Here is a 19,415-nt window from a genome sequence, read left to right as displayed (position 1 = left end):
CATAATAAGGAGGAATGTTATCGGAAAGGCGTGATCCTATATCCCAGAGAGCGTAAACGAGGTGCTCAAAGCCACCATCAAATCGAATGATTTTGTGCAATCTGTACATAGCGTCCATGATAAACGGATTCATTTTACCTACTTGCAGGCCATTGTAGACCTAGAACTTATTAACCATGAGATCTTACACCGGATTCAAATCTCGGAAACTTGCATTACCGGTCTTGATACGCTGCAACAAATGATTCCGCTGGAAAATATCAAGTTATCGTCTAATTTAGACGAGATTACCCAACATTTGATTAAAGGCTTTATTTTCGTTCAACTGGAACCTGATCTTAATCAAGGCCTCTTAATTAACATCCTGGATCAGAAACGCGGATATCGGGGAAACAATGAGGCGGATAACGAATACAGCGTAATCGGACCGAAAGTCGGCTTTGTTGAAGATATCGACACAAACCTCAATTTGCTTCGCAAAGAGCTTATTACAGATAAACTGCGGTTTGAGGAACAAATCTTAGGTTCGATTTCACAATCAAGAGTAACGATTGTTTATTTAGAAGGAATCTGCAATCCTCAGCATGTTGATACGGTTAGACAAAGAATTAAGGAACTTGATGTTGATGTCTTATTTGACAGCTCGATTCTGGATCAAATCATTGCAGATAACCCCAATTCACCTTTCCCATTGTTTATGTCTTCGGAACGTGTTGATCGTGCCAAATTTAATGTCCTTAACGGCCAAGTGGCCATATTAAGCAGTGGATCTCCCTATGTCATATCTGGACCAAGCACGGTGTTTGATTTTTTCGCTTCACCTGAAGATTATTACCTGCCATGGATATTAGCTTCTTTCTTCCGGTGTTTAAGGTATTTGGGAGTTGCTTTCTCCATTCTTGCCTCGCCCCTCTATGTTGCCTTGCTTACCTATCATTATTCTGTTATCCCGCAATCTTTATTAGGCCCGATTATTGAATCTAGAACGAACGTCCCGTTTGCACCGATTATTGAAGTGCTGCTTTTGGAATTCACTGTGGATATGCTGCGTGAAGCCGGGGTTAGATTGCCTACCAAAGTCGGACAAACGCTTGGCATTGTCGGCGGTATTGTACTTGGTACGGCAGCCGTTCAAGCCGCGCTCACCAGCAACATCTTGATCATCATCGTTGCTCTCTCTGCCCTTCCTTCATTTGCAACACCCATATTCAAAATGGCAAACACGATCCGATTTCTGCGATTTCCATTGATGTTCTTGGCTGCGGCTTGGGGTGGTTTCGGCATTGCAATTGGAATCGTCTTACTCTTAGGTCACTTGCTGCGATTAAAATCTTTGGGTATGCCTTACTTAGCTCCTGCATTCCCGTTTCGATACCGAGATTTTGCCGACAGTTTTATTCGGTCATCGTTAAGCGTGGTCAAGTATCGACCAAGTTATTTGCGGCCTCTCCAGCGCCAAAGATTTACGGTGCCAACGCCTAAACCTAAACGCAATGACTACAATAACGAATAAATAACGAAGTAAGGGAAATAGCAGCTATGAGAAAATATGTCCTTCTCCTTGTCTTGTGCTTCGTACTTACCGGATGCGCAAAAGAGCAGATTATTGATCGGATTAAGCTCATTGAAAGTATCGGTTACGATTTACAAGGAGAGGTATACAAAATTAGCGGTACGTATTGTGCGTATGATAAGAAAGTGAAATTGTTTCTACTCGAAGGGGAGGTTCATTCCTTTAATGAGGTGCTCACATCCTTCACTTCACAATCGGATCACCCCATTGCAATCGGTCAATTGCGAACAATCGTAATTAGTGATCAAATCGCAAGAAGAGGCATTACAGAGATTGCCAACACCCTTGTGCGAGATCCCCATATCAGTAACCGATCTACACTTGTTATAACAACGAATCAAGCCAGCGAGATCTTAGATGAAACGTTACGATTTCCACCTGTCTACCTATCCAATCTGCTCAAACAGAACATGGATACCGGAAGCTTGCCTTTCACCAATGGTCATATCTTTCTGGATCAATACTTTGGGGAGGGACAAGATGTTTTCTTGCCTATTGTGGTTAAAGGTCCCAGAGGCATTCTCCAATTGACGGGTGTAGGTGTTTTCCAGGGGGATAAATTAAAGCTTATACAGCCAATTAAAGCAGGCTTGTTCATTAAACTTCTCAAAGACGATGATGTCGGCCTCCAATCTAGTACCTATGACTTCAAAAACGATCAAAACAAACAAATTACCTTTAAGATCATTAGTTCCAAACACAAAATAAACGTAAAGAATGAAAGAGCTGTTATATCGCTTAAACTCGATCTAGACCTCGGAGATTATCCCGTTCCCTTAAACGTTTTTGAAAACAGCAATGACATGAAGGCTTTAACGCAACAAATCGAACATCACCTATCTGCCGAAATCAGGGCTTTGCTAGAATATTTCCAGAAGAATCATGTTGATCCCATCGGGATAGGCACTCTTCAACGATCTCGCGAGCGGAATTGGAATGAGCCTACATTCGCGGCCCAAGTTTACCCTAACCTCAAATTCGATGTACAGACTGAAGTTAAAATATTATCTTTGGGAGTTGGACATTAGTGCGGCACTTGGTAAAGGAAAACGATATGGTTTCCGGCTTTTTTTTATTTTTCCTTTTCCATGCTTCCTTGCTCGGGGCTGGTGTCTTAGGGTTTCAACATTTAATTGTAGATGTAGCCGGTAACGATGCTTGGATCTCGGTGCTCATCATGGGATTAACTCTACATGTCATCATTTGGATGATCTTTAAGATGCTTGGCAGTCCGGCCAAGGATCTCATCGACTTGCATCGTATCCTTTTTGGCAAGCTCCTAGGGAATGCGGTTTCCTTAGTCATGGTGGGCTACTATTTTCTATTGGCGTTAATTGTCTTTCGAGGTTATATCGAAATCATTCACATTTGGATGTTTCCTGATGTTAAAACGTGGATTCTGGCTCTCATCCTCATCGTGGCTATTTATTATGCCGTTTCCGGCGGGTTTCGCGTCATTGCCGGCTACTGCCTCTTTGGGGTATTCTTCTCGACGCTGCTGCCTTTGTTATTGTACTTCAATATCAAATACGGTCATTTGTACAATGTAATGCCTATCTTTAATCACTCCATTAAAGAACTGATCTCCTCTTCCAAATTCTCAGGCATCATGTTTATGGGCTTTGAAACGATACTGTTATACTTTCCATTTATTAAAGCTCCCGAGAAAAACGTCAAATGGGCGCATCTTGGTTTGTTATATTGCACTATCAAGTACTCCATTCTGATGTTTGTAACCCTTATGTATTTCAGTCAAGGATTATTAAAGCATACGTACTGGCCAACCTTAGTGATGGTTAAAGTAATTGAGTTCTCGCTTCTCGCCAGGGTTGAATTTATATTTATCTGTATCTGGCTGATGTTGATTATCCCGATGCTAAGTCTCTGCGTTTGGAGCTGTACGCGCATTATCAAACGGGTAATGAATCTTAAACCGAGTTGGACCATATACGTGATCCTAATCGCGATTTTCTCGGCCTCTCTTCCATTCAACGATCGTGTTAGGATCGAATGGCTAGGCAGACATGTGGTTGAGCTCGGATTTTATTTCATCTATGCGTATGTGCCGCTGCTCTTTATTCTGTATTTGATTCGCAGCCTCTTCTCGCAGCGCAAACCACTGAGTTCCGTACAGCCCGATCAATAAATCCCGTTAGAAGATCCATCTTCCGACCTCTAACGGTTGTGACAGTGGTTATATGGCCTAAAAAGCCCGTTTTTATTTTCTAACGGTTGCCACAGAGCTTATTTGGACAATTTCCGAAAGAAATCGACCAATTTGCACCAAATAACGATGCTCACAACCGTTAGATTATTAAATGGCATCTATTTCTTGAAATAGCCACTCTGACAACCGTTAGAGCTAATCGAATGTGGTGGGTAGAAGTCAAACAGCACATTCTACTGGGCTGGACACAAAAAGACTGCCTCGCGGCAGTCTTCTTCATAATTACCAGATCAGCAATCGGTTAGGAACCGGTCGCGACACGCTTGCTTTTGCTTCCGCGTCTAGTTGCCACGACATGCTGCAGTGCTCCGAGAACGACGAATATGGCCATAACAACTGCGGAGTATCCGTACATCACCGAGTAGTTGCTTACCGACGAGATCGCGCCAAGCAGAATCGAACCGAACGCGACGCCGAAATCCGTTGAATTGTAGAACATGCTGTTCGCCATGCCGTACTGCTCCGGCTTCGAGGTGCGCAGCATCCAGGCTTGAATTGTTGGCTGAATGGCGCCGAATCCGACACCGTAGAGCAGCGCGGACACGATTAGCATCGGCATAGTATGTGTATTCGCCAGCACAGCCATACTTGCCGTAACGAACAATCCCGCAGGAATGAGCACGGATGTATGTCCGAATCGGTCGAAGATTCGCCCCGAGAATGGTCGAACGAGAATGATGGTAATGACATTAAACATGAAGAATAATCCAACTTGTTCGATATGAACATAATCACCGAACAAGGCGAGAAAACTAAGCAGACCGCTGTACGTTATGGCGAGAAAAACATTCAACATCGCTGGGAATAACAGTTTTCGATTGAATTTAACCTTGCCGGCCACTTTCGGCAGAGCTGTTTTCTGAGCCGGTACCGCTTGATCCACAGGAACTTGTTGTTCCCGATTCGAACGCGACAGCCACAAGACCGGGAAAATCACTACAGATGTAACCAATCCGATCAACGTCAATGACGTGAATCCGGCTTGTTTCATCACATTCAGCCCGATTGCCGGTCCGATTGACAAAGCCAGACTCGTTGACAGGCCGAAATAACCGATGCCCTCACCCATTCGGCGAAGTGGGATAATACGGGAAACAAGCGTCGGCAGGATTGTGCTTGCCATCCCGAAGCCGATCCCGTAACCGATGCGCAGCGTCAATAAAGCAGCGAAAGTTCCGGCTGCCGAATAGAGTGCTGTCGTTACCGCGGCGATACTAAGTCCCACGAGCAGCAGCTTCATCCGCGAAATGCGCTGCATAAGTGAAGCTGTAGCGAAACGGGATACGATAGCTGCCAGCGCGAATACGGATGTCACAAGGCTGGTCTGGACGTTGCCGGCGTGAAATTCAGCTTTTACATAGGCCGGAAAGGAGGACAGGAGCATCTGCAAACTTAGAAATAACAGAAAGAAACATAGGGTCAAAGCGATAAATGGTCGTGTCCATAATGGCGTTTTCGATGGTTCTTCTTGCTCATGCTGCAATTTTGTTTCATCTCCGATCTTATACATAACGATATCATTCGTATCTACACTCTACATTTATCAGTCTGTATGTCTAAGCTTCCCTTCGATGTGCAGCTGTACCCGCTGCAGGAGCTCAATCATGTTGTCATGCTCTTCTTCCGAAAGGCACGCTTTGACCTCTGCCGTAATACTTTCTTCAATTGGTGTAGTCACGCGAATAATCTCACGTCCGAGCTCCGTGCTGTATACGAGAAACGAGCGACGGTCCCGATCGCCGGCCTTCTTATAAATGAGTCCCTTCTTCTCCAAGTGATCCAAAATCCGCGTCATCGAAGGTTTGTCCTTGCCTATACGCTGGGCAATTTCTCGTTGGATAAGTCCTTGCGCGCAATCAATTTGATTCAGTGCAGACCATTGCTCAGGCGTAATCCCATAAGCGCTTAGTCGTTGTTGAAATAATGCGGCTAACTTCCGATACGTTAAGCCCATCATGAATTCAAAAGGCATCTTGCGTGATTCGGTTGACATACTGAAGTCCTCTTCTCCATTATAGTTGTTTAGACAACTATAAGTCAGACAACATATTCTGTCAATGTAGCTACGCTGGCTTTGTACTCGCACAAAGAAGCCGCGAGAGTCTCACCTTAGACTCTCGCGGCTGACTCAGCAGCTAATACACTTCAACCTCAGATATCGCCATCTGCCCCCCCGTCTGACCCGGACCATTCGGTGTGATCGCGACAACGCGAACATACCTTGCGGTTGTGGCCGTTATGGTGTTGTCACTTGCCCCTCCACCGAATCCCGTTACGGATTTGACGGTTGTATAGGAGGTTCCATCCGTCGAAGTCTGAATATCGAATGCAGTCGCATATGCTGTAACCGGCATTATGACCTTGATGCGATTGATGCTGGTAGACGCGCCAAGATCCAAGCGCAGCATCCACCGCCATTGATTCGTAGCTTGTGTCTTCGTAGACGTATTGCCGTCCGTCGCATAAACCACAGAGTCGCCCGGTTGAAGCGCTGCGGTGCTGCCATCAATATAGTAGGCGTTAACTGTTTTGTTCAATGCCTTGTTCGTGCTCGCAGGTCCTTCTACCGTAACATCGTCGAAGGAAGCCGTGGAACCTCCGGTATTCGTACTGCCTCCGTTCAGGGAAGGATACCCCGTTCTGCCGCTCCAAGACTGCGTATACATCCAGCTCGCCGGCTCGCTTGTACCGTCCTGCCATACTTTTCCGTACAACGTCCCATTGGAGGCGCTCATTTTAAACCAATACCAGGTATTGTTGCTCCAAGTGAAGGGGTAGCTTGTGCCCCATGCGATTTCGTCATTCAGCCACTGGATCGTGCTATGATTCTGATGGAATACGAGATTATACCCTTTGCCGTCAGAAGATCCTGTGAAAAGTCCCACTCCAGCGCGTGCATAATCGCCGTCCGTCCAGTTGTCGACCCGAACCTTAGCGGTAATCGTATAATCAGTAGAAGTGGCGAGACCACCATTGCTCACGATCGCTTTGCGCGGATCGCCGTTTGCCGTTGAGGTTTGCTTCAGCGTCTGCGATGTTTCGCTCCATGCTCCGCCATATGTCGTCCATGAAGCCCCAATTGTATTATCGTTAAAGTTATCACTGAATACGACTGGACCTGGAGGCGGTGCTGTAGGAGGTGTCGGTTTCTGGGCTGATCCTCCCGGGCCAACCGCGTTCATGATGTCTATTGCACCTTGCGGCCAGCTTTGATTACTGACAGTCGTATTGCTCTGGAACACGTTGCTGCCGCTCCAATTTCCCCACGGCGAGTTGCTGTAATTGTTCTGTATCAAATTATCATGATTAGGCGGGTTGCTGGCAAATATCGTTTGCGGTGCGTTGTTGATGACGTTTCTCTCCGCTGTTTTGTACGCACTTCCGTTGTCGAAATAGATTGCCGAAATCGGATATCCACCGTTATAGGCCGAACCGGATAGATCATGGATGTAGTTGGCATCAAATCGGGTGAACCCGACCATTTTGCCCAGTGTATAGATCCCGCCGCCGTCATCGAGAAGCCGAACCACATGATGGATGTTATTGCCGAAAACGATATTATCCGTCATGCCATGCTCATAATCCTGCCAGTTCCACCCGATCGTAATCCCCGTATAAGGCAGATTCTTGACTTCATTACGACCAATGGTCATGTTATTCGGGACCATCGCACCGATCCCGACCATATCCGCATAATCAAGTCCGACAGAATCAATGGTATTATCCAGGATCGAATCGTAGGCGCTCTGACCGTCCATAGCCGTCTGTTCATCCCACTGATCGCCGGCGACACCAAGTGCTATGCCTCCACCGGCATTCTTATAGAACGAATTGCTCTTAATCAGCGTATGATCGGTTCCCTCGTTCCCCATGATGCCCCATCCGCCGGCGAATTGAAAAGCGTTAGATTCCAGCGTGATCGTGCTCGCATATTTCAGCTGCACCATGCCCAAAGCCGAGGAATATCTAGCTGTATTCCGAATTTCTGAATTGGAACCGCCGCCAATCGTTTGATACCGGAACCCGGCTTGCGAATCTACGTAGCCATAGGAGCTGGGCGCCAACCAGTTGCTATATTTGAATGTAATGCCCACAAATTGAATATCGTGCACTTTACTTGTTCCGCTGCTGCCTTGAAATTGAACCAACGTCTCTACTTTCGGTGCAAAGACCGTCGTCGTATTCATAGTCTCGCCGCTGCGAGGCTTATAGTAGAGCGTCGAGGCAGCCGTATCCAAGAACCACTCGCCTGCCGCGTCCAGCAGCTCATAAGCATTCTCGAAGAAATAAGGCGACGAGCCTTGGTTATGGTGATTATAAGCAAAGCCGCTCTCTGGAGATTTGAACGAGACGGTGTTCCCGGCATAACTTGCGATTCTTCCGCGATGCTGGCTCCAATGGCCTACAACGACCATTTCGGCCGTACCGCCGTTTGCCCAAGAACCGATATCTGCCGCATTTACTGTATACGGATAAGAGCTGTTAGTAGCGTTTAAGTAAGGCCCGCCCGTTGCATCGTCCGTCAAATTTGGTTTTCGCGCCTTGACACCTCGCGAGTCATTCACATAAAGCTGCCTGAAGTTCCAATTGACCCCTGTTTTCTTGTAAATGTTCTGGCCTGCATCATGAAGTGTCCATCCGGTTGTCAGATCAACGCCGCCGCTTACAATAGGGGTTGCACCTGTATAGTTCTTGTAGATGATTTGGTAACCGTTAGTCCCGGAATCGGAAGTACCGAACGTTAATGTACTGCTGAGCGGATATGTGCCGTTCATCAGATAAACATAAATATCCCCCGTCATGCTGCCGTTAATCGACCGAATGACATCCCTTGCCTTCGTAATCGTTGCGAACGCCGTTCCTGTCGTCAACCCATTATTGCTGTCGCTGCCACCTGACGGATTGACGTAATATGTAGCCTGCGTCGCGGCGTAACTCCTTTCTGTCGGAACGATAGTCACGGTTAACGTAACCACCATTGCCACAATAATAAGCCAAATCACTCTGACACGCTCACCCTTTTTCATCCTCGTTAATTCACCTCTCCTATCCATTTTGACAACGCTTCCATTACCCAAATAATAGCTTATGGAGGTGGAACGATTTTATGAGAAGGAAGCGTAAATTTCGATTCGAGCATGGTCTGGAACTATGAAATTCACCCTATTACAAATGTCTCTTGAATTCACCAATACAGGATGTTTTGACTAATTATTGGCAGGAAACTATATTAAGATTTCTTAAAATTGTTTATTATGACCTATTGCATAGGCAATACGGCATTAAGGTCCGTAGACCCACAGCGTCTCGGAGAGTGATAACAATACGTATTGACTTTAAATGCTATTCCTAATCGCCTTAAAAGTTAACATGATCAACGAACGGTTTTCTATAATTTGACAATTAAATTAGGTCTATTAAACGTGATCCACTCCTGTACCCATAAGCACATAGCCCTATTTGCATCTCCGGAGTAGGCTGTGACGCTCATTGTGAACCAAATTCGACACGGGATATAATTGCGCTGAAAAAAATCCCATTCTATTTCCGGGATTTGGATATTTCTCATCTGTCGAGAAATGTCATTCAACGAGCCCATGAGGCGCAATAAGAGGAGGAATTGGTGGAATGAGTTCTTTTGCAAGAAAGGTTCGTAGGAAGATGCCCCTGACAACCAAGTCAGTGCTCACCCTCTCCTTGCTTCTCGGTTCCTGGAACGGATCCATCGTTGCAGCAGCCAGTGCTAAGGGAGCTGAGGCTTCGCACCTTCTTACCTATGGAGGAGCGGCATATGCTTCTTCAACTGAAGGCGGCTTAACGCCTGAGAAAGCAGTTGACGGCAGCTTGGATTCTCGTTGGGGCAGTGCGTTCAGCGCGGATCCACAGTGGATCTATGTAGACCTTGGTGCCCATGCCGAGATCGACAAGGCCGTCATCCGTTGGGAGAATGCCTACTCCAAGTCGTACAAGATTCAAGTGTCCGACGACGAAACAGAGTGGAAAGACATCTATGCGGATGCCAAAGGCGACGGCGGAACCGATACCATCGGCCTATCCGGTCAGGGACGATATGTCCGTATGCTATCGCTCGAGCGCAGCGGCGGTTATGGCGTATCGCTTTTTGAATTTGAGGTTTATGGCACAGGTGGAACGAATCCGATTCCTGTCGTACTCAGTGAGGATGTGGCGAAGAATAAACCAGTCACGGCTTCCTCTTATGAGAAAGCAGACAAAGATAAACCGGCTATGCCGCCGGAGAATGCCAACGATGGTGATGTGACGACCAGATGGTCCTCCGCTCATACGAGCAATGAGTGGATTTATGTCGACCTTGGCCGTGTACATGATATTGGCCGCATCCGCCTTAACTGGGAAAATGCAGCGGGACGCATCTACGATCTCCAGGTGTCCGATGATGCTGCCAATTGGACAACCATCTACCGTGAAATGAACGGGCAAGATGGCTGGATGGATACGCCGGTCTATGCAAGCGGCCGTTATGTAAGAATGAAAGGGATTAGCCGCACGACCAGCTATGGCTACTCCTTATTCAATTTCAGCGTTTACGACTACGTGAACGGAGATCCGAAGCCGGCATATACGATTCCCGCTCTTCCTACTTCTTCGACGGTTAATGTCGGTAAAGGCAGTTATCTAACAAGCGATATCGATATGCCGCAGCCCCGTCCGCCGATGAACAAGTCGGATGAACTGAATGCCCCAATTCCATCGAATGATTGGTGGCAATCGGTTTTAATCAAGAATTTCAGTGACAGTTTGATTACGCTTCCTCTGAAATCCAAGTACTCCACGCTCGGTCTCGGAATCTTGAATCCAGGCGCGGGTTGGGTGAATGATACAGGCAACTCGCAAGCGGCTGATGGCGGACCGGACTTTTACCTGCATGCCGGCAACATCAGCACCACCAACGTCAAGAACAAGATTACAGGTTATGGGGATTGGTCCGCGACTGTAGCATTGAGCGACAATGATACACCGAAAATGACAACGACATTCGTCAAAGGCTCGCCATATTTGTATTCGGAATTCAGCGACCCGACGACATCGGAGTTGTATTTCCCAGTGTCCACCCGCTTCTATGATGACAATGGCAATGCGGTTCTCGCAGCTGAAGGTGCTGCGTTGACAGCGGATCATATCGGTTTCGCTGTGACGAATGTCGACGGCTCTCCGCAAGCGAATAAAGTAACCCGTAACTATGGTGTATTCGCGCCGGTAGGCTCTGTCTTCATGAAAGTCGGCAACAAAGTGAAGATTCGTCTGGGAAGCGGACAAAACTACTTGTCCGTAGCATCGATGCCTGCCGCAAGCGACTTGAACTACTTCTATAAGCATGGTTACGCGTTCGTTACGAATACGATCGTAACGCCAAGCTTCGAGGAGAATACCTCAGAAGTAGTTACAACCTTCAATGTGGAGATCGATCAGAAACGTTCGGATATGGAACCAACGACCTTGATGGCCTTGCTCCCGCACCAATGGAAGCAAACCACTTCGGCCCTGACTCCTCTCTCTTATCCATCCATTCGCGGAACGCTGAAGCTTCATGAAGGCAATTCGTTCACGACAAAGGATCAGTTTAACGGAATTGTTCCGCAATTCACGGAGCCGGGAGATGCTTCGTATTCCCGGGAGGCGCTGCTGGAGCAGTTAAGCTACCTGGATGAATCGACTTCCAAGAACATCATGTCCGGTGATGCTTACTGGCAAGGCAAAGTACTTCATCCGCTGGCAATGGGCGTACTTATCGCCAATCAAATCGGAGACCAAGCGTACAAAGAAGTATTCCTCTCCCGACTGAGAACGATCTTAACGGATTGGTACACGTATACCAAAGGCGAGCCGGATTACTTCATGTATTACGATCCGACTTGGGGCACAATGTATTACAAGAACAGTGAATTCGGCGCCAATACAGGCCTGACGGACCATCATTTTACCTATGGTTACTACGTCTTCGCTTCTGCCGTGCTCGCGACTTACGATCAAGACTTCAAGGACAATTATGGCGGCATGGTTGAGCACCTTATTCGGGATTATGCCAATCCGTCCAAGGAAGATCCACTCTATCCGTTCCTCCGCAACTTTGATCCTTACGAAGGCCATTCATGGGCCGGCGGTTATGGAGACAACAACAACGGGAACAATCAGGAGGCTGCCGGCGAGTCCCTGTTCGGCTGGGTAGGCGAATATATGTGGAGCTTACTGTCCGGAGACAAAGCTACTCGCGATATCTCCATCTATGGCTTCACAACGGAGCTGAAGGCTGTCGAGCAATACTGGTACAACTATGATAACGACAATTGGCTGCCGGAGTTCGCTCACAAATCAGTAGGTCAAGTATACGGAAGTGCCTATAACTTCGGTACCTTCTTCAGCGGAAATCCGGTCAATGTTTACGGTATCCACTGGTTGCCAACCGGCGAATATTTAACGAGCTATGGTTTTGATCCAGCCAAAGCAGCGGACTTGTACAACGGTATGGTAAAGGATAACAAAGGTCCTGAAGATGCATGGCAGCATATCGTATGGCCGATCGAAGCATTGAGCAATCCGCAAGCGGTGCTCGATAAGTTTACGGTAGAGAACACGCAGAAGAACGAAATCTTCAACACCTATTGGTTCGTTCACAACATGGCAACGCTCGGTACTCGCACGGAGGACATTTGGGCGAGCGGCTGGACGGGCGCCTCCGTTTATAAGAAAGGGACCACTTACACGGCTGAGGTATGGAACCCAACCAACAAAGCCATTACGGTAACCTTCCATAATACTGCAGGTGTAACGGGTTCGGCGAAAGTCGGTCCGAAATCCCTCGTTAAAGTCGATCCGACGAAAGTGACGGATTTGGACGCGAACGCAGCTCCTGTGCTTGCATCCGACAAGACGAGCAATATGATCAAGCAGCCGATTGAGCTGACTTTTGCCGATCATCTCAAGTGGCGCGAATCCATTAACTCCGTTCAAGTGAATGGTGCAGCGCTAGACCCATCGGATTACATCGTACAAGCCGGCAAAATCACCCTGGACAGCACTTTGTTCCCGATTGAAGGCAGCTATTCGATCGTGGTGAAGGCAACCGATTATCCAGACACTGGCGTACAGCAAGTTGTCATCACGAACTCGACTGTTAACCTGGCCCTGAACAAGCCTACGTTCACGTCGGACAAACCGAATAACCCGGGCTCTTACGCGGTTGACGGCAAATTGGATACGCGCTGGGAATCCGCATTCAGCGATCCGCAGTTTGTTGCCGTGAACCTGAAGTCCGAATATCGCATCAGCCATGTTCGCATAAACTGGGAAAATGCGGCTGGTAAGAGCTACAAGGTGCTCGTATCAACAGACGGTAAACAGTGGACACCTGTCTACACGACTACCCGCGGTCATGAAGGTATCGATGATATCACGTTCCCTGCCGTAAATGCGCGGTTCGTCAAAGTTGAAGGTACAGAGCGTACGACGAACTACGGTTACTCCCTATGGGAACTGGAAGTATTCGGAACCCCTGCCGGCAGCTTGGATGCTCCGGATCTGATTGCCGATTCGACGCTGAACCGTGCGGGTCAGCCGATTGAGATTGGTTTCGAAGATGTTGCAGATTGGAGAACAGCGATTCAGACCGTGAAGGTTAACGGAAAGCCTATTTCCGCCGCACAATACGAAGTTGCGCCTGGCAAGCTTACGCTGGACGGCTCCCTATTCCCTGCTGCCGGCAACTACAACATTGCGGTCGAATCGAATGGTTTCGTCATGACCAGCATTCAGCAGCCGATTGTAACCAGCTCGAACGTTAACCTTGCCCTGCGCAAACCGACGTTTACCTCGTCCACGCCGAATCAAGCGAGCAGCTATGCGGTGGATGGAAACAAAGCAACGAGATGGGAGTCCGACTCAAGCGACCCGCAATCCATCACGGTCGATCTCGGAGAGGAAGACATCATCAGCCGCGTTCTTCTGAACTGGGAGAATGCAGCCGGTAAGAGCTACACGGTGGAAGTCTCCACGGATAACAAGGTTTGGCAAACGGTATATACCACAACTACCGGAAAGCCCGGCGTCAACGATATCGGCTTCTCCCCTATCTCTGCGCGTTACGTTAAAGTAAACGGCACAGAACGGACAACCAATTATGGTTACTCGTTGTGGGAGCTTGAAGTGTACGGTAGCGGTAACGGTCTGCCGAGTGCACCGGAGCTGTCGGCCGATACAACCAACACTGTAGTTGGACAGCCAATCGAAGTTACTTTTGGTGACGATGCAGCATGGAGAAACGCGATCGAAACCGTCAAGATCGACGGCACAACGATTAATGCTTCTTCTTATCAAGTGAATGCGGGTCAAATTTCTTTTGACGCTTCCTTGTTTAAGTCAGCCAAGTCATATTTGATCTCGGTTCAAGCGAAAGATTACACAGAAGCATCTGTTCAACAAAATGTCACTGCCAAAGATCAGCCTGGAAATCCAGATACGAACCCCAATCCGGACCCAGGTTCGAATCCAAACCCGCTGAACCTCGCGTTCGGTAAAGAAACAGCTTCTTCACCGGAGTATCACCGCTCAAGCGCTGATGCCGTTGACGGTCGCTTGGATCGCCGCTGGGAATCGGCATTTGCCGACAATCAATGGATGAGCATCAACCTCGGATCAGCGAAAACGATTAATCGTGTCGTACTGAACTGGGAGAATGCTTTCGGTAAAGCATACACCATTGATGTCTCCTTAGATGGAGAAACATGGACGACTGTATACGACACGGACAATGGCAATGGCGGTATCGATGATATCTCATTTGCTCCTGTCCAAGCCAAATTCGTGAAGATGAACGGAATCAAACGTGGTTCTCCATATGGCTTCTCATTATGGGAATTCGAGGTTTATGCCGGTGACAAGGCTCCGCTTGCGGGTCCTGCTTTGACGGCAGACACGACAGATAACACACTCGGTAAACCGATCGACATCACGTTTACGGATGATGCAGCTTGGAGAACCGCAATGAACACAGTTGAGCTGAACGGCGCTGCTCTTCGTGAGGATCAGTACACGGTAACTGCCGGCCAAATCACACTTCATGCGGAATTGTTCACGGAAGCAAATCCTTATGTAGTAACGGTTCAATCACTGGGATACGCGTCAGTTTCCGTGGTACAGCCCCTTACAACGGGGTTGAACCTTGCGCTTAACAAGAACACCGCTACTTCAGAAGGTGCACTTCAAGGCGGCGAGCGTGCTGTTGATGGAAACAAAGGCACTCGCTGGGAATCGGCATTCAGCGATCCACAATGGATCAGCGTCGACCTTGGCGCAACGAATACGATCAGCCGCGTACTCTTGAATTGGGAGAATGCCTCCGCGAAAGCTTACACCATCGAAGTATCGCAAGACGGTGAGAGCTGGACCACTGTTTATACTACGGCTAAAGGTGACGGCGGTATCGACAACATCTTCATCGCTCCTGCCGAGGCTCGTTTTGTCAAAGTTCACGGTACTGAGCGCAATACGCAGTATGGGTACTCCTTGTTCGAACTGGAAGTTTACTAATCGTATAGGTAAAGAAAACAAGCTGACATCGGGATCAACCGATGTCAGCTTGTTTGTTTCCTTCAATGTTTACCTGCTTGTATCGCTTCATACGCGGTAGCCGCTTCAATAACGTCTCCCTCATCCAGAGGGAAAGCGGAAGCGCTGCGCAGTTTGATGATGATTTTGCGAATGCTATCTCCGGACAGGTGATACTGTCGTTCAAGTTCTTGTACGGTACTACCGTTCGAGTAGCGCTGGTAGATCTCCTCGTTACGCTGTCCGATGATGACGCGTGATCCACTCTTCTCACCCCAAGCGGCGCGCTCGTTCTGCTGCTTCGGAATGTAGATCAGCTCGCCTTGAATATAGCTCTGGAGCTCCTCCAACAGTCTAGGGGGAAGCACATCTCTTCCGTTCTTGTAATTCAACGTAAACCTCCTTAATCGGTTCGGCCATTGCAACGCCATCTGAATGCGATTTGTTCACGTTTCCTTCCCCCTCTCATTAATATGGAAAAAACACGATCGTTCATGATAATCGTGCTTTCATACTCATTATAAGTGAAGACGTCTCAATCCGTCTTCTTCTTCTTGTAAGAAAAGGGAGGCCGGAAGGCCTCCCTCTTTATGGTGACCTTCGCTTTAGGCGAAAGCCACCTCCGTGTGCTTGTTCAACTGAATCAGCTCCTTTCATGAAGATTTTGTCGGGCCCGACATCTATATTAACGCATATCCGGAAGCGTGCAGACAAGTGAAAGAACGGGTATAGTTGTTTTTTCGCGTGAATGGGGTCAATCTCAATCGAGAATCGCTCGATTACTGCAAGTATTTGCCCGTAATGGACGGCTCCGCATGCGTAATCTGAGTAGGTGTTCCCTCGAACACCAGCTGACCGCCTCTGCTGCCTCCGTCCGGCCCCATATCGATGATCCAATCGGCTTGGCTGATCACTTCAAGGTTATGCTCGATCACGATCACCGTATTACCGGCATCCACGAGGCGATTCATGATCGCCAGAAGATGAGCGATATCGGACATATGCAGTCCGGTCGTCGGCTCGTCCATCACGTAGATACTGCCCTTCTTATGCAGTTCGCTTGCCAGCTTGATGCGCTGGCATTCCCCGCCGGATAGCGTACTCATCGGTTGTCCCAGAGTAATGTAGGTAAGCCCTACATCACTCATTGCCTGCAGTTTGCGGACGACTTCTTTGAGTTCGAAAAATTCCAGCGCCTGCTCCACGGTCATCTCCAGCACATCTGCAATCGATTTGCCGTTATACTTATATTCAAGCACCTCTTCCTTGAACCGTCTGCCTCCGCAAACCTCGCAAGGCAGATCCACGCTGTCCAGGAAAGAAAGGTCGATTGACACAACGCCCTGCCCTTGGCAGTTCTCGCAAGCACCTTTGGAATTAAAGCTAAACAAGCCCTGATTGACTTTATTCGCGGAAGCAAATGCCTTACGCACATCATCCATTATGCCTGTGTAGGTCGCTGGATTCGATCGTGACGAAACACCGATCGCCGACTGATCGATAACGATCGCATCGGAATGCTGACTTAGGAAAACGTCGTTAATCAGTGTACTCTTGCCCGAGCCGGCGACACCTGTAACAACAGTCAGAATACCGGTTGGAATATCTACGCTTACGTTATTCAAGTTATGCAGCGTCGCGTTCTGAACGGACAGCTTGCCGGAAGGTTGTCTGCAACTCTGCTTCAATTGGAGCGGCCGCTTCATATGGTTACCTGTCAGCGTACCAGACTCCAGCAAGCCCACATAGCTGCCCTCGAACACGATGTTCCCGCCGCGACTGCCTGCATTAGGCCCAACGTCGACGATGTGATCTGCCACCTTGATGACATCGGGATCATGTTCGACGACAATGACGGTATTTCCTTTGTCGCGCAGCTTCTGAAGCAATTCATTTAACCGATGAACGTCGCGGGGGTGCAGACCAACGCTTGGCTCATCGAAGATATAGGTGACATCGACAAGGCTGCCGCTCAGATGCTTGACCATTTTGACGCGCTGCGATTCGCCTCCGGACAATGTATCCGTCTCGCGGTCCAGCGTCAAGTAATCAAGTCCGATATCGACGAGATGTTGAAGCCGTTCGGTCAGTGATTTGATTACCGGAGCGGCTACAGGATCCTCAATTTCCCGAACGACTCGGATAAGCTGCCCGACTTCCATGGCGGACAACTCTGCAATATTATAGGAGTTAATTCTGCAGCTAAGCGCGGCTTGACTAAGTCTCGCACCGTGGCAGCCGGAGCAGGTGCCTTCGATGATGTACGGTGCAACGGTTTTCTGCGTACGCTCGGACTTTGTCTTCACATCTTGCTTAATGTACTTATTCGTAAATTTCTCGATGACGCCTTCCACCGTAATATTCATCGCTTTCCCGGCGAAATCCATTTCGACTTTACGCGCCTTCGCGTAAAGGAGCAGTTCCAATTCCTCATCCGAATACTCGCTCAGCTTCTTGTCGACATCAAATGACCCCGACTGTTGAATCATGTTTATTTCCCAGCCATCCACTTTGTAATCCGGAAGCATAATCGCTCCTTCGTTTAGCGATTTAGACATATCCAACGCTTTGCTCATGTTCACGATCATGCTGCGGCCGATCCCGTTACACTCGGGACACATGCCTTGCGGATCATTAAACGAGAACATATTCGCAGGCCCAACATAAGGCTGTCCCGCCCGCGAGAAGAGAAGTCGGAGAATGGGCGAAATGTCGGTTATCGTGCCCATAGTGGAATGAGAGCCGCCGCCCAGCCGCTTCTGGTCTACAATTACAGCCATGCTCAGGTTCTCGATGGCGTCAGCTTCAGGCTGCGGAACCTTAGGCAGGAAGGTCCGCACGAACATGCTGAAATTCTCATTCAGCAGACGCGTCGATTCTGCAGCGATCGTATCGAAGACGATCGATGATTTACCAGATCCGGATACCCCTGTGAAGATCGTGATTTTACGCTTCGGAATTCGCAAGGAGACGTTCTTGAGATTGTTCTCCCTGGCGCCTGAGATGACGATATACTCTTGATTTGATTCGTTCATGTTCATACTCCTCCCGGTCATGTTCATTGACCGAAGCAGACATAAACCGGCTTCATGCAATATGCAGCCGGTTTATGTCGTTTCGGGTTTACGAAGGGTTCTCTGTACGATTTACTGTTCAAACAGCTTAACTAGCTGACCGAGCATTGCACCCCAGCCGTACTTAGCGCCATTGTAGGCTTGTTCATTGGAGATTCCTGTTTGTTCAAGATGAAGGTTAACCTTGCCCTCCCCCAGGTCCTGCAGCGTCCAAGTAACCGTGTGTTTCTCCGACCCGGTTCCCCAAGTATAGGACAACGTGCTTGGCTCATCTACGATAAGCACTTCGCCTTCCACGATTCCATCCCAATATTCAGTCGGTTTCTGACGAAATTGGAAACGATGACCCACAACGGGCTGGAAATCATTCTCCATGACCCACTTTGCAAGTTTAGTTGGATCGGTTAGAGCGCTCCATACCTTCTCGATGGTTGCTGTATATTGATAGTCTAGATTTAATGTGAAACTCATTCTTCTTCCTCCTCTAATAGATGCTGCAAACGAATTAGATTCGTGTTCCAAAATTTACTGTAGAAAGAAACCCAGTTCTGAATTTCCCGGAGTGGCTCGGCGTTTAATCGAAAGCGCGTTTCTCTGCCGACTTTCCGGTCAAGTACGAGTCCGGCTTCTTTAAGAATGGTCAAATGCTTGGATACCGCTGTTCGTCCCATTTGGAACTGCGCCGTCAATTCGTAGAGCGGCAATTCCTCTGCCTCTGCCAACAGTCGAATCAATTGGCGGCGGGTTGGATCAGCAATCGCGTCAAACGTATCCCGCAACTGGTTGTTCTCGCTCACAACACCCTCTCCTAATTTGTTGACTGTCGTATTGGACACCATTTGGTGACGTGTTTATTATAGGATATCATTTGGTATCAAGTCAACAGAGTGCCCTGCGACTACTATGTACGTCCATCACTCATTAAGCAAGGTGGTATGATTTCATGCAGTAAAGGAGCAGA

General features: G+C 48.2%; 11 protein-coding genes. 4 read left to right on the top strand and 7 right to left on the bottom strand.

All coding sequences use genetic code 11. The features are described 5' to 3' along the window. The first annotated feature begins 61 nt into the window (after positions 1-61). The 3 genes from AC0YN4_RS02070 to AC0YN4_RS02060 are packed head-to-tail and all read left to right on the top strand — an operon-like array spanning position 62 to position 3,719. On the top strand, positions 62-1,513 hold the full coding sequence (locus tag AC0YN4_RS02070; protein ID WP_475834984.1) for a spore germination protein: 1,452 nt from the start codon (positions 62-64) through the stop codon (positions 1,511-1,513). 26 nt (positions 1,514-1,539) lie between these two features. Next, the gene (locus AC0YN4_RS02065; protein ID WP_475834983.1) at positions 1,540-2,601 is read left to right on the top strand and encodes a Ger(x)C family spore germination protein; all 1,062 of its coding nucleotides are present in this window, start codon (positions 1,540-1,542) and stop codon (positions 2,599-2,601) included. Continuing rightward, the gene (locus AC0YN4_RS02060; RefSeq protein ID WP_475780796.1) at positions 2,601-3,719 is read left to right on the top strand and encodes a GerAB/ArcD/ProY family transporter; all 1,119 of its coding nucleotides are present in this window, start codon (positions 2,601-2,603) and stop codon (positions 3,717-3,719) included. Before AC0YN4_RS02065 ends, AC0YN4_RS02060 begins: the two co-directional genes overlap by 1 nt. A gap of 322 nt (positions 3,720-4,041) precedes the next feature. Here AC0YN4_RS02060 and AC0YN4_RS02055 read toward each other — a convergent pair whose 3' ends face one another. The 3 genes from AC0YN4_RS02055 to AC0YN4_RS02045 all read right to left on the bottom strand — a co-directional run bounded on the left by AC0YN4_RS02055 (position 4,042) and on the right by AC0YN4_RS02045 (position 8,827). Next, the gene (locus tag AC0YN4_RS02055) at positions 4,042-5,310 is read right to left on the bottom strand and encodes an MFS transporter (protein ID WP_475834982.1); all 1,269 of its coding nucleotides are present in this window, start codon (positions 5,308-5,310) and stop codon (positions 4,042-4,044) included. 33 nt (positions 5,311-5,343) lie between these two features. Continuing rightward, positions 5,344-5,793 (bottom strand): MarR family winged helix-turn-helix transcriptional regulator, encoded by a 450-nt coding sequence (locus AC0YN4_RS02050; RefSeq protein WP_475834981.1) that lies wholly within the window; start codon positions 5,791-5,793, stop codon positions 5,344-5,346. A 142-nt stretch (positions 5,794-5,935) separates the two neighbouring features. Next, entirely contained in the window at positions 5,936-8,827 is a 2,892-nt protein-coding gene (locus AC0YN4_RS02045; RefSeq protein WP_475834980.1) for a discoidin domain-containing protein, read from the bottom strand. A gap of 601 nt (positions 8,828-9,428) precedes the next feature. Between AC0YN4_RS02045 and AC0YN4_RS02040 the strand changes: the two genes are divergently transcribed. Next, the gene (locus tag AC0YN4_RS02040; RefSeq protein ID WP_475834979.1) at positions 9,429-15,362 is read left to right on the top strand and encodes a discoidin domain-containing protein; all 5,934 of its coding nucleotides are present in this window, start codon (positions 9,429-9,431) and stop codon (positions 15,360-15,362) included. Between the two features lie 62 nt (positions 15,363-15,424). Here the strand turns inward: AC0YN4_RS02040 and AC0YN4_RS02035 are convergent, their stop codons facing one another. The 4 genes from AC0YN4_RS02035 to AC0YN4_RS02020 form a co-directional block, all read right to left on the bottom strand. Continuing rightward, the gene (locus AC0YN4_RS02035) at positions 15,425-15,772 is read right to left on the bottom strand and encodes a CD3324 family protein (protein WP_475780791.1); all 348 of its coding nucleotides are present in this window, start codon (positions 15,770-15,772) and stop codon (positions 15,425-15,427) included. Positions 15,773-16,159: 387 nt separating this feature from the next. Then, complete coding sequence (locus tag AC0YN4_RS02030; protein WP_475780790.1) at positions 16,160-18,415, bottom strand: ATP-binding cassette domain-containing protein; 2,256 nt, start codon at positions 18,413-18,415, stop codon at positions 16,160-16,162. 111 nt (positions 18,416-18,526) lie between these two features. Further along, on the bottom strand, positions 18,527-18,925 hold the full coding sequence (locus AC0YN4_RS02025; RefSeq protein WP_475780789.1) for an SRPBCC family protein: 399 nt from the start codon (positions 18,923-18,925) through the stop codon (positions 18,527-18,529). Continuing rightward, positions 18,922-19,251: an ArsR/SmtB family transcription factor gene (locus AC0YN4_RS02020; RefSeq protein WP_475780788.1), complete on the bottom strand. Its 330-nt coding sequence runs from the start codon at positions 19,249-19,251 to the stop codon at positions 18,922-18,924. The genes AC0YN4_RS02025 and AC0YN4_RS02020 overlap by 4 nt, the downstream gene beginning before the upstream one ends. Positions 19,252-19,415: the final 164 nt, after the last annotated feature.

It is taken from the genome of Paenibacillus sp. J22R3 (genome assembly GCF_056269305.1).
Note: the sequence above shows the minus strand (reverse complement) of the source record. Positions and strands in the feature narration are given on the sequence as shown.